The sequence below is a fragment of the Bacillus sp. BB081 genome (assembly GCF_008368895.1).
GTDB lineage: Bacteria > Bacillota > Bacilli > Bacillales > Bacillaceae_G > Bacillus_A > Bacillus_A wiedmannii.
The window spans coordinates 191,816-204,751 of record NZ_QOZX01000018.1 but is presented as its reverse complement, the minus strand read 5'-3'; the positions used below and the strand labels follow the sequence as shown (position 1 = coordinate 204,751).

Here is a 12,936-nt window from a genome sequence, read left to right as displayed (position 1 = left end):
TGTTATCCTTTGAGCGTATCCATTTCATCTACATGAACCGTCGTACGATTACGATACAAAGCAATTAAAATGGCGAGTCCTACCGCCGCCTCCGCTGCTGCTACAGCCATCGTAAACAGAGAGAAAATTTGCCCTGTTAAATTTGGGAACAAACCTAATTTACTAAACGCGACTAAATTTAAATTGGCCGCGTTAAGCATTAATTCAATACAAACTAATACAATCACTGTATTTCGCTTCGTTAAAGCTCCAAACAAACCGATGCAAAACAAAATAATCGCAAGCGTTAAATATGCAGAAGCTGGAACGCTACTCATTGGAATCCTCCTCTTTCTCATCCTTCTTCGCAAGTATAATCGCGCCAACAAGTGCTACAAGTAAAATGACTGAGGTTAACTCAAATGGAATAATATATTTCGAATAGAGAAGTGTACCGATTTGAAGTGTGTTTTTTTCATGGAGAGGTAAACTTCCTTGTGTGCTTTCATTTGCAAAATCAATATTGTTAACAGCGAAATACATAACTGCCCCAAATGCTACAACCGCAAAGAAGATAATCCATTTTCGAAGAGTAAGACGCGATTCATTTTCTGCGTTATGTTGCGTTAACATAATGCCAAAAATCATAATAATTGTAATTGCACCGGAGTAAAGTAAAATTTGTGCAACTCCGATAAATTCGGCCGATAAAAGAAAGTACAAACCTGCGATACTAAGAAATGTCAGAACGAGAGCTAGCATCATATGCATGACTTTCGTTAAGTTCAACATAAGAACACCGCCGATAATTGCAGACAAGGATAGTATAAAGAATGCTACAAACTCGCCATTCATGCTTTATTCTCCTTCCTGACGTTTTCGTCGTTTTCGTCAAGCCACTGCAAATTTTTAAATAAATCATCACGTGAATATTCCGCGAGCTCAAAGTTATTTGTCATAACAATCGCCTCTGTCGGACAAACTTCTGTACATAAATCACACAGAATACAAATTTCAAAATTAATATCGTACGTGTCGATAATTTTTCCTTTTTTCGTAGGATCCGGATGTTTTTTTCCTGTTAACTGAATACAGTCTGTCGGACAAATGTTGGAGCATTGGTTACAAACAATACACTTTTCCGGATAAAACTTTTGAATACCTCGAAAGCGGTCTGGCAACGGCAACGGTTGATTCGGATAATCGTAGGTCACCTTCTTCTTACTCAAATTGCTTAATGTATATTTTAATCCTTTAAATAGTCCTTTCATCTCTTACTGGCACCCCCCTCATAGATTAGAAGAATAACTCCTTAATCAATGCCGTTAAGAAAATATTCGCAAGTGCAATTGGCAATAATACTTTCCAGCCAAACTCCATTAACTGGTCACCTCTTATACGCGGAAACGTAACGCGGAACCAAATTAATAGAAAGACTACACTGCTAAATTTCAAAGCAAACCATACAGCTCCTGGGATAAATCCAAGGAACATAACTGGATTCCATCCGCCTAAAAAGAGCACTGTAATTAAAGATGACATTCCGAAGAAATATACGTACTCTGAAAGCATGAAAAACGCCCATCGAAACCCTGAGTATTCCGTATGATATCCAGAAACAAGTTCCGATTCTGCTTCTGGTAAATCAAACGGCGTCCTATTTAACTCTGCTACCGCCGCGATTAAGAAAACGACGAAACCGATTGGCTGCACGAAAATGTACCAAACATTCTCCTGTGCCGCTACAATTTCATTTAAATTCAGGCTACCAGCTAACAAAACGACGCCAATTACACTCATTACGAGCGGAATTTCATAAGAAATCATTTGCGCCGCCGCACGCATCCCTCCTAAAAGGGAATATTTATTATTTGATGCCCATCCTCCGGTTACGACACCAATCGTCGTAATGCCAGAAACAGCAATGTAATACAGTAAGCCTACGCCAATATCCGCGAACTGAAATTTATCAGTAAACGGGATGACTGCAAGCACCATAAATGCCGGTGCGAATGCAATGACAGGCGCTAATATAAACAACGGTTTATCTGCCGCTTTCGGAATACTATCTTCTTTCAATAATAGTTTTAAAACATCAGCTACCGTTTGCAGTAAACCGAACCGGCCCCCAACTTGGTTTGGTCCAATCCGCCCTTGCATAAAACCCATTACTTTCCGTTCTGCCAAAATACCATATGTAACGAAGCCAAGGACTGCAAATAATAGAAGCACCGCTAATCCGAAAAAAATGAAGAAATTCGTCCAGCTTGAAGGTGATTGTAAGAGCGTTTCAATCATTAGCCATCAACCTCCCCAAGTACAATATCAACTCCACCTAAAATCGTAATTAAATTGGCGATGTTTTCACCTTTCAATAACTTCGGTAAAATTTGCAAATTGTAAAAAGACGGCCTGCGAAACTTCAAGCGATACGGCTCTTTCTTTCCATCACTAGCAATATAGCAACCAATCTCTCCTCGCGGCGATTCTATACGGACGAACGCTTCCCCTTTAGGCGCCTTAATGATTTTCGGCACTTTCGCTAGCACAGCTCCGTCTTTCGGGAACTGCTGGACAGCTTGCTCAACAATTTTTAATGACTCCTCAATCTCTTGCATGCGGCAAACGTAACGATCCCAAGCATCTCCCACACTCCCAACAGGAATATCGAAATCAAAACGATCATAAATGGAGTACGGTTCATCCTTGCGAAGATCCCAGTTTACTCCGGTACACCGCAAATTCGCTCCGCTTAAAGAATACGAAATCGCTTCTTCCGCGCTATATATACCAACGCCTTTTACGCGATTTAAGAAAATCTCATTACCGCTAACGAGATCATGATAACCTGCCAATTGTTCTCGCATATACGGAACAAACTCTTCCACTTTTTCAATCCAACCGTCCGGCGCATCCCACTTTACACCCCCGACTCTCATATAGTTAAAAGTAAGACGGGCACCGCATAATTCGTTTAATAAATTTATAATCATCTCTCGTTCACGAAAAGCGTATAAAAACGGGCTGACCGCTCCTATATCAAGAAGATTTGTCCCCCACCAAACGAGGTGGCTCGCAATCCTTCCAAGCTCCATTGCAAGTACTCGTAAGTATTCGGCCCGCTCCGGGATTTCAAGCCCCATCATCGTCTCTACAGCATGGCAAATGACGTAATTATTCGTCATGGCCGATAAATAGTCCATTCGATCTGTATAAGGGATAATTTGCGTATACTGTAAGCTCTCGGCAATCTTTTCGGTCCCGCGATGCAAATATCCAATAACTGGTGTAGCTTCTTTAATAATTTCCCCGTCAATCTTAATAACAAGCCTGAACACACCATGCGTACTCGGATGCTGAGGCCCTACATTCAAAAGCATTTCTTCCGTACGGATCATAAGCTACACCTCCACATCATACGGTTCATAATCTTTCCGAAGCGGATACCCTATCCAATCATCAGGCATTAAAATACGTGATAAATTCGGATGCCCCTTAAATACAATGCCGAGCAAATCATACGCTTCTCGCTCTGGCCAGTCCGCTCCTTTCCAAAGCGCTGCAACCGACTCTACTTCTGGTGCTTCCCTATCCAACTTCACCTTCACCGCTACTGACTGTTTCTTTCCATATGAAAATAAATGGACATACACTTCCATATGTGTCACAAAATCCGTCGCATGTAGCTCTGACATATAATCAAAAGCAAGTCCCTCATGGAATCGCAGTAACTCCATTACTTCATAATATTTTGAGGGCTCCACCACAAGAGTTGGCACGTCTTTTGAAAGTTTATTAATGTAGGAATCTACTAACGTATCCTCTCCAATTTTCCCCTTAATAACTTCAACATACTGATTTAAATACGGCTGATTCACGGATGGCTCTTCCTGCTTCGGCTCCTCTTCCGCTTTACCTTCAGCGCCCTTTGTCTTCGCCCTTTCTGCCGCTTTTGCCTTCGCTGCTGCAATTGCCTTCGCCTTTTCATCTCCCGATTTCCCATCACCTAGCGAGGCCTTCTGCTTCGCTAAAGCCGCTGCCTTTGCCTTTGCTACCGCCACGGCCTTCGCCTTCGCTTTCGCTTTGGCCTTTTTTTCTTCCGTTACTTCTTCGGTTCCTTCTCTTTTTTGCTTCGCTAACGCTGCCGCTTTTGCTTTTGCGGCTGCTGCTGCCTTCGCTTTCGCTTTGGCCTTTTCTTCTTCCGTTACCTCTTCGGTTCCTTCTCTTTTTTGCTTCGCTAACGCTGCCGCTTTTGCTTTTGCGGCTGCTGCTGCCTTCGCCTTCGCTTTGGCCCTTTCTTCTTCCGTTACTTCTTCGGTTCCTTCTCTTTTTTGCTTCGCTAACGCTGCCACTTTTGCTTTTGCGGCTGCTGCTGCACGTCGTTTTACTTCTTCCACAGTCATACCATCACTTTTTGGTAGCGCTTTCTCTTTTTCTCGATTTTCTTCCTCAAGTTTACTTATTTCCGCATCATGTTTCGCAACGAGACGCTTTCTCGCCTCTTCTTTCGCATGCCTAGCCGCTTCTCTTTTCAAATCCTCTAGATCTTTATTTGGATCACTCATTTATTCGTCACCTGCTTTCCCGTCTTTGCCTCGTAACGAATTTTTTCTTTCAATTTATTAATTCCATAAATTAAAGCAGCAGGATTGGGTGGACAACCAGGAATATACACATCCACTGGTACAATTTGATCCACACCTTTCACAACAGCGTATGAATTTACATATGGGCCACCTGCTGTCGCACAAGATCCCATTGCAATAACCCATTTTGGTTCAGGCATTTGATCGTATAAACGCCGAACAATAGGAGCCATCTTCTTCGTTACTGTTCCCGACACAATCATAACGTCCGATTGCCTTGGCGATGTCCGAAAAAATGACCCAAATCGATCTAAATCGTAATGTGATGAACCTACTCCCATCATTTCAATTGCACAGCATGCCAGTCCGAATGTCATCGGCCATAAAGAATTGCTTCGTGCCCATCCTTTTAACTGCTCCAATGTAGAAAAAAAGATATTTCGTTCTAATTCCGCCCGCTCATTTGGATGTAATTCCTCAAAATTTATAACCATTGTAACACCTTCTTTTTCCAAGCATACGCTAATCCAACTAGCAACATTACAACAAAGATGAGCATTTCAATCAGTGCAAATAAACCGAGCTTGTCATATGCAACAGCCCATGGATATAAAAATAAAGTTTCTACATCAAAGATGACAAACAATAAAGCAAAAATATAATAACGAGCATGAAACCGAATATTTGCATCATGAAAAGGCTCAATCCCACTCTCATACGTCGTCGCTTTCGCTGCACTTGGTTTGTTTGGACGCAGCATCTTTCCTAATGTAAGAGCCACTACCGGCAGCAATATACCTAATAGCAAGAAAATCAAAACGATCATATAACTATTTTCATATACACTTGCCATTGTGAAACCCTCCCCCCTGAATTAAGAACAAGTTCACTTAGTAAACAATATGTCCTAGTTGCAGTAATTATTATTTTTAAATTTTTCTAAATAATGCAACTATTTTAATCATTATAGCAAACTTCAAATTCCTATGTCGATATATTGGGGACCGAAACGAGAATTATTAAAATCTATTTTTATAACTCGCTATATCTGTGTAAAATAAGTATAGAAATTATATATATGTTTCAAGAAACAATAAAAAATAAAAAGAGGAATTTATATGTATATACCGTGGGTGAGATAAATGAAAAAACAAACACATGTAAGTATTCTTATAAGCATTATATTGTTATCTATAGCGATTCATTACGTGGCAATGCCTTTTCTATATGAATACTCATTTCCTTTTCAAATATTAATTGGAATGAGTACCTTATTCATTGATATTATCGCTTGTAGTTATATACTTTATTTTTCAAATAGGAAAGAAGGGTTACCTCGTTTATTTTGGACCATTTTATCTGTTGGAACCCTCTCTTATTTCATTGGTGATATGGTCGTTGCCTATCAACGTTTAATTTTAAAGGACTACTATACATTCGTTGATCCGTCCGATTTTTTTTACTTACTTTTTTTAATTAGCTTTGCATTTGCCTTTCTATATGAAATCATCTATAACCGCGATTTATTAGAAAAGCTTTTTATGATATGTGATATTTGTATTATTGTTACAGCACAATTCACTTTAAGTTACTACTTACTTATTGAACGCACCATTCACGTTTCTTCAACATCCTATATCGACATATTTGTTCAACTTACCTATCCAATGGCCGATTTGCTCTTTCTTCTCATAGGAATCAATCTGTTATTCAAGCCATTATCCTTATTATCCAAAAAAGTTGGTGCGCTTCTTGGCAGTGCTTTAATTTTATATGCTACTACAGATGCGATTTATGCTTATATTAAATACTTCACACCCGAGTATTCTATGTTTACAGTTACTCCTCTCTATCAAGTAACTTTAGTACTAGTAGCAATCGCCTGTATTCTGCATACAAAAGAACCTGAAAGACAAGAGCAAGTACTATTAACACCTAAACTTGGGGAATCGATCAGATTGTCATTACCTTATATTTCTGTAGTAATGCTTATTGTTTTTATACTAGTTGAATATATTTTTGCACCTATTGTAGTAATCGGGCTTATAATAACTTTCTCCTTCGTTCTCATACGCCATAGTTTAGTTCGAAAACAAAATAAAATATTATTACTAGCCCAAATGCAATTCAACTCGGAACTCGAAAAACAAATTGAACTACGTACAGAAGATTTAGTAGAACAAAAAAATGAACTATATCATAACCAACAGATGTTTAAATCTTTATATGAGCATCATCCAGATCCAATCTTCACCTTAGATTTGTACGGTAATTTTCTCAAAGTGAATAACGCTGGTACTACTTTGCTCGGTTATCAAACGAATGAATTATTAAATCAACCTTACTATTCACTTATGTATGAAGAAGATTTGGAAGAAATCATTAGTGCCTTTCATCGGGTAAAAAAGGGGAAATCTATTTCTTTAGAAGTACGGGCATATCATAAAAATAGGGATATTTACTACTTGCATGTTACAGCAGTTCCTATCTTTTTAAAGGATCATATTTCTGGTGTTTATTTAATGATTAAAGATATTACGGAAAGCAAACAACAACAAGAACAAATTAATTTTCTAGCATATCATGATACTTTAACAGAGCTTGCAAATCGCCGTGCATTTCATCAATATGTAGAACAAGCAATTGCTCGATCCGAAATATCAAAAAGGCCTTTTGCTGTTATGTTTCTCGACCTAGACCGCTTTAAGGTTATTAACGATACCCTCGGTCATAGGGTAGGAGACCTTCTATTAATTGCCGTAGCAAAAAGACTAGAAAGACTATCGACACCAAATATGAAGCTCGCCCGGCTAGCTGGGGATGAGTTCACAATCCTTATCGAAAATTATAAAAAAAGACCCGATGTAAAAAAAATGGCTGATACGATTGTAGCAGCCATGAACGAACCATTCGAAATTGAAAGTCAACATTTACAAATCTCACCGAGCATCGGGATTGCAATATATCCTGAAGCAGGTGAAGATCCATTGTCCATTTTACAGCATGCTGATATGGCCATGTACGAAGCAAAAAATAAAGGAAAAAATGGTAGCTCTCTGTACACGAAAGAATTGTATAAAAAAATGGAACGAAAAGCTCGAATTGAAAAAGATTTACCACTCGCTTTAGTAAACGAAGAGTTTTATCTCGTCTATCAACCACAAATTGATATTACGACGAAAAAGATTATTGGTGCTGAAGCATTAATACGCTGGAAACACCCACTCCTAGGTGACATTCCGCCATGTGAGTTCATTCCAATTGTAGAAGAGACGCCTCAAGTCGTTCCACTCGGTCATTGGGTATTAAAAGAATCTTGTCGCCAGTTAAAAATATGGCATACTTTCGGCTACACAGATTTAAAAATAAGTGTGAACTTATCTGCAAAAGAGTTCCAGCAAGATCATTTAATCGAGAACATTTCACAAATACTAACAGACATTAAAGTCGATCCAAAGCATGTAACACTTGAGCTAACAGAACGAATTGCAATGATCAACGAAAAAGAAACATTATCAAGACTAAAACAATTAAAGGAATATGGTATTCAAACGTCCATTGATGACTTCGGTACCGGCTATTCCTCTCTCGCTTATTTATCAATTTTCCCTATCGATACGTTAAAAGTACCGAGAGAATTTACACAACTAGCCGATCATCGGCCTGAGGAACGAGCTATTGTTTCCACTATCCTTTCCCTTGCAAATACTTTAAACCTCTCTGTCGTTGCTGAAGGAATTGAAACAGAAAAACAACTTAAGTTTCTACAAAAGAACAACTGTAAATATATGCAAGGTTACTATTTCAGTAAACCACTTACTAGTCATCAATTTATAAAATTTCTACAAAAAACACCCAGTATGAACCAATAGCTCATACTGGGTGTTTTTATAGTGTCGGAATTGTTTTCTCGTAATACTCCTCTGCAATTTCTTCATAAAAAGCTGCTGACGTCGTATAAAAATATGGAATTAGCCATAGGAATCCAATCCCTAACGTAATACAACTTAATATAAACCAACCAATAAAGCTTAAACATAAAATGAAATACTCCATCTTATGTCCATTCATCATACGACGACTTTCTGTAATAGCTTGATTTATGGAATACTCAGGATGATCATTTATTATAAAGTACGTCATCGCATAAGAAAATGATTTAATAATGCCTGGAATAATAAATAGTAAAAACCATAAGAAAATATAAATGTTCACTACTATATATAATAAAAATGACTTTATAAACTTACTTCCTTCTGTAAACCATCTGAATATATGCCCAATACTCGCTTCTTTTTCACGAATGATATGTAGTGCTAAATGATAACCACCTAGCGTTAATGGACCTACCATCAATATTGTAATAACGTCTACTGAAAGTGAGCTATTTACTTCTTTCCAATCCCAAAATTGAGAGAAAATGAAATCAATACTAAAACTAAAAGCTGAAATAAGAATCGAAATCAGTAATGTTGCCCCGACAGCTAATCCCCATTTCCCTTCTAATGAATCTAGCGCTTCTCCTTTTAAATCACTAATCATATTGTTCCTCCTATACGTAATAACTCTATTAGTATAGCATGTTCCTACTACAATTCGTCTTTTGAAAGATAACGATAAAAATGCGCTGTCGTTGTACTCATATACGGGCTAAGCCAAAGAAAACCAATTCCAAGTGTAAGAATCGCTAAAATACCCCATCCTATAAAACTAAGCCATAAAAGAAACAAATCTAACTTATGTCCCTTCATAAGATGCTTACTTTCTTTCATTGCTCGTGACACACTATACTCTGGATTTTCAATCATTACATAGTACGTCATCGCATAAGAAAAATACATCACAATCATAACAACGATTGAAATAGCTAATAATACAAAGAAAGCGATAGTAAACGACGTATTTCCTTCTTCACCGAAAAATGCGAATAAGGCTACTAGCAACATTGGAATCCATGTACCTGTATATAATAAAATCGCAAGCATTGCCCACATCGTTTTCATCATTCTTTTAAAGCCACGAAATCCTTCGAATAAGTGATCTACTTTAGCACCTTCTCGTTTACTAATCTGTAAAAATACATTTGTATAACCGTATGATGTAATTCCATACGATGCGTTACTCAAAATTATTATGATGCAATAAAAAATACCAAATGTAATACCTGCTCCGATTGACATCGTTTCCTCTTCAACTGATCCAGTTAAGCTAACAACTAAGAAAAATATAATAATTCCTGGAATTAACATTATAAGCATTGCAGCCATTGAAACAACATAACTTAAAATAAAATATAAAATCGTTGATCCAACACCTAGCCCCCATTTTCCCTTTAAAGAGTGCAACGCTTCTCGTTTCATTTCACCGATCATTTCTTCATCCCCTTTATAAATTGTTGTACATTCTCTACTTATACAAGCATCAATATAATTATACCATTTTTGTAAAATTATCCATGAACTGCACAAAAAAAATCCGTAAAGGCAAAGCCTTTACGGATTTTTTATTTCATATCAGAAACGTTTAAACGGTTCACAGCACGTTGTAATGCCATTTCTGCACGTCTAAAGTCAACATGTGCTTGTTTATCTTGCATACGTTGTTCAGCGCGACGCTTCGCTTCATTTGCACGATGGATATCGATATGGTTTGCTTCTTCAGCAGATGATGATAATACAGTTACTTTATCTGGACGAACTTCGATAAAGCCACCGCTTACTGCTACATAATCAGTGTGTCCACCATGTTTCAGACGAACTGCACTAATTTTTAATGGTGCAACAGTTGGAATGTGACCCGGTAAGATCCCCATTTCCCCACTCTCTGCTTTTACGCTTACCATTTCTACTTCTTTTTCGTAAACCGGTCCATCAGGAGTTACAATACTGACTGGAAATGTCTTCATAATTCGTCCCTCCTAAGGCCTTACGCCATCATTTTCTTCGCGTTTTCAATAACTTCTTCAATACCACCTACAAGACGGAATGCATCTTCTGGAAGGTCATCATATTTTCCTTCTAGAATTTCTTTAAATCCGCTAACTGTATTTTTTACAGGTACGTAAGAACCTTTTTGACCTGTAAACTGCTCAGCTACGTGGAAGTTTTGAGATAAGAAGAATTGAATACGACGAGCACGATGTACAACTAACTTATCTTCTTCAGATAACTCATCCATACCTAAGATAGCGATGATATCTTGAAGCTCTTTATAACGCTGTAAAGTTTGCTGTACTTGACGAGCTACTTCATAATGCTCTTCTCCTACGATTTCTGGAGAAAGTGCACGAGATGTAGATGCTAATGGATCTACGGCTGGGTAAATACCCATTTGTGTTAAACGACGCTCTAAGTTTGTTGTTGCATCTAAGTGAGCGAACGTTGTAGCTGGTGCTGGATCCGTATAGTCATCGGCTGGTACATATACCGCTTGGATAGACGTGATAGACCCTTTATTTGTAGATGTAATACGCTCTTGTAATTGACCCATTTCTGTTGCAAGTGTCGGTTGGTAACCTACCGCAGATGGCATACGACCAAGAAGGGCAGATACTTCAGAACCTGCTTGCGTGAAACGGAAGATATTATCGATGAACAATAGTACGTCTTGTCCTTGCTCATCACGGAAATGTTCAGCCATTGTTAAACCTGTTAATGCAACACGTTGACGTGCTCCAGGTGGCTCATTCATTTGTCCGAATACCATCGCAGTTTTCTTAATTACGCCAGAATCGCTCATTTCGTGGTATAAATCGTTACCCTCACGAGTACGCTCACCTACACCAGCGAATACAGAGATACCACCGTGTTCTTGTGCGATGTTGTTAATTAATTCCTGAATTAATACAGTTTTACCTACACCGGCACCACCGAATAGACCGATCTTACCACCCTTAATGTAAGGAGCAAGTAAGTCTACTACTTTAATACCAGTTTCAAGAATTTCTACTTTAGTAGATAATTCTTCGAATGCAGGTGCTTGACGGTGAATTGGATCACGGTGTACATCCGCAGGAACTTCACCATCTAAGTCAATTGCATCACCTAATACGTTAAATACGCGACCAAGTGTTACATCACCAACTGGTACAGAGATTGCTTTACCAGTATCTTCTACTTCTGTGCCACGAACAAGTCCATCTGTGGAAGACATTGCAACTGTACGAACTGTATCATCACCTAAATGAAGTGCAACTTCAAATGTTAAGTTAATGCTTGTTCCGTTTTCGTTGCTTTGTTTTACCGTAAGGGCGTTGTAGATTTCTGGTAGCTTTCCGCCATCAAACTTAACGTCTACAACCGGACCCATGATTTGCGTAACGCGCCCTTTATTCATCGGGTTCCCTCCTAGCTTTCTTTTAATTAGCCAACTTTCTACGAGCAGTTAGCTTTTAATTTTTTATTAGTGTAGCTTTCGCAGTTCTCCTGAAAGAACCGCTTCCGCTTTTTAATACTATTCTAACGCTGCTGCTCCACCAACGATTTCCGTAATCTCTTGCGTAATCGCTGCTTGACGCGCACGGTTGAATGAAAGTGTAAGTGAATCGATAACTTCCATTGCGTTGTCTGTAGCACTCTTCATTGCTGTCATACGCGCTGCGTGTTCACTTGCTTTACCGTCTAGTAATGCACCGTACACTAAGCTTTCTGCGTATTGTGGCAATAATACTTTTAAAATTTCTTCTTCAGAAGGTTCGAATTCATAAGCTGTCGTCGGTTTGTCAGACGCCACATCAGTAAGCGGTAAAATTTTATTTTCCGTTACTTCTTGTGAAATTTTACTTACGTAATGGTTGTAGTAAATATACAGCTCATCATAAGCACCATCTGCGAACATCGCAATTGCTCGAGAAGCAAGGTCTTTAATATCAGTAAATGATGGGTGGTCAGATAATCCAACTACTTCATCAATGATGTTAAAGCCGCGACGTTTTAAATAATCACGTCCTAGTCGGCCAAGCACAATAATTGAATATTGGTTTGAATCCATATTATGACGTTCACGAATTACGTTACTTACTGTACGTAATACGTTACTGTTATAACCACCTGCTAGTCCGCGATCAGATGTAATAACGATGTATCCTGTACGCTTTACAGGGCGCGAATTTAGCATTGGGTGATTAATCCCTTTACTTCCTTGCGCAATGCTCGCTACTACTTCTTGAATCTTTTCCATATACGGAACGAAAGATTTAGCATTTTGCTCTGCACGGTTTAACTTAGATGCAGATACCATCTCCATCGCTTTCGTAATTTGGCTCGTTTTCTTTGTCGAGGTAATCTTCGCTTTTATATCGCGTAAAGATGCCACAGGTTTTCACCACCTTTTTTCCAGAAGTTGGCACGATTAGTAAGAATCCTCTTCCTAA

The 12,936-nt window shown here is 38.5% G+C and carries 14 protein-coding genes; 1 reads left to right on the top strand and 13 read right to left on the bottom strand.

Annotated elements, in window-relative coordinates:
* Positions 1–2: 2 nt before the first annotated feature.
* The 8 genes from nuoK to nuoA are packed head-to-tail and all read right to left on the bottom strand — an operon-like array spanning position 3 to position 5,418.
* Entirely contained in the window at positions 3–317 is a 315-nt protein-coding gene (gene nuoK / locus DN394_RS10855) for an NADH-quinone oxidoreductase subunit NuoK (RefSeq protein WP_000100078.1), read from the bottom strand.
* Positions 310–834, bottom strand: coding sequence for an NADH-quinone oxidoreductase subunit J (locus tag DN394_RS10850; protein WP_001012824.1), 525 nt, complete (start codon positions 832–834; stop codon positions 310–312). Before DN394_RS10850 ends, nuoK begins: the two co-directional genes overlap by 8 nt.
* A complete protein-coding gene (gene nuoI, locus DN394_RS10845; protein WP_000677191.1) occupies positions 831–1,250 on the bottom strand; it encodes an NADH-quinone oxidoreductase subunit NuoI in 420 nt (139 codons plus the stop codon). The genes DN394_RS10850 and nuoI overlap by 4 nt, the downstream gene beginning before the upstream one ends.
* A gap of 25 nt (positions 1,251–1,275) precedes the next feature.
* On the bottom strand, positions 1,276–2,277 hold the full coding sequence (gene nuoH, locus DN394_RS10840; RefSeq protein WP_000573438.1) for an NADH-quinone oxidoreductase subunit NuoH: 1,002 nt from the start codon (positions 2,275–2,277) through the stop codon (positions 1,276–1,278).
* Complete coding sequence (gene nuoD, locus DN394_RS10835) at positions 2,277–3,377, bottom strand: NADH-quinone oxidoreductase subunit NuoD (RefSeq protein ID WP_000621434.1); 1,101 nt, start codon at positions 3,375–3,377, stop codon at positions 2,277–2,279. Before nuoD ends, nuoH begins: the two co-directional genes overlap by 1 nt.
* A gap of 3 nt (positions 3,378–3,380) precedes the next feature.
* On the bottom strand, positions 3,381–4,544 hold the full coding sequence (locus tag DN394_RS10830; protein ID WP_098704969.1) for an NADH-quinone oxidoreductase subunit C: 1,164 nt from the start codon (positions 4,542–4,544) through the stop codon (positions 3,381–3,383).
* Complete coding sequence (gene nuoB / locus DN394_RS10825) at positions 4,541–5,059, bottom strand: NADH-quinone oxidoreductase subunit NuoB (RefSeq protein WP_000236331.1); 519 nt, start codon at positions 5,057–5,059, stop codon at positions 4,541–4,543. The genes DN394_RS10830 and nuoB overlap by 4 nt, the downstream gene beginning before the upstream one ends.
* Positions 5,050–5,418 (bottom strand): NADH-quinone oxidoreductase subunit NuoA, encoded by a 369-nt coding sequence (gene nuoA, locus DN394_RS10820; protein WP_000179270.1) that lies wholly within the window; start codon positions 5,416–5,418, stop codon positions 5,050–5,052. Before nuoA ends, nuoB begins: the two co-directional genes overlap by 10 nt.
* A 289-nt stretch (positions 5,419–5,707) precedes the next feature.
* Here nuoA and DN394_RS10815 point away from each other — a divergent pair, with 289 nt between their 5' ends.
* Positions 5,708–8,437: a putative bifunctional diguanylate cyclase/phosphodiesterase gene (locus DN394_RS10815; protein WP_046960135.1), complete on the top strand. Its 2,730-nt coding sequence runs from the start codon at positions 5,708–5,710 to the stop codon at positions 8,435–8,437.
* Positions 8,438–8,453: 16 nt separating this feature from the next.
* On the opposite strand, the gene DN394_RS10810 is transcribed toward DN394_RS10815, so the two are convergent.
* The 5 genes from DN394_RS10810 to atpG form a co-directional block, all read right to left on the bottom strand.
* Complete coding sequence (locus DN394_RS10810; RefSeq protein WP_046960136.1) at positions 8,454–9,107, bottom strand: DUF975 family protein; 654 nt, start codon at positions 9,105–9,107, stop codon at positions 8,454–8,456.
* Positions 9,108–9,154: 47 nt separating this feature from the next.
* Entirely contained in the window at positions 9,155–9,937 is a 783-nt protein-coding gene (locus DN394_RS10805; RefSeq protein WP_000578786.1) for a DUF975 family protein, read from the bottom strand.
* Between the two features lie 131 nt (positions 9,938–10,068).
* Positions 10,069–10,470, bottom strand: a complete 402-nt coding sequence (gene atpC / locus DN394_RS10800; protein WP_000847206.1) for a F0F1 ATP synthase subunit epsilon — start codon at positions 10,468–10,470, stop codon at positions 10,069–10,071.
* Positions 10,471–10,490: 20 nt separating this feature from the next.
* Positions 10,491–11,900, bottom strand: coding sequence for a F0F1 ATP synthase subunit beta (gene atpD, locus DN394_RS10795; RefSeq protein WP_001032605.1), 1,410 nt, complete (start codon positions 11,898–11,900; stop codon positions 10,491–10,493).
* A gap of 117 nt (positions 11,901–12,017) precedes the next feature.
* Entirely contained in the window at positions 12,018–12,878 is an 861-nt protein-coding gene (gene atpG / locus DN394_RS10790) for a F0F1 ATP synthase subunit gamma (protein ID WP_000157704.1), read from the bottom strand.
* Positions 12,879–12,936: the final 58 nt, after the last annotated feature.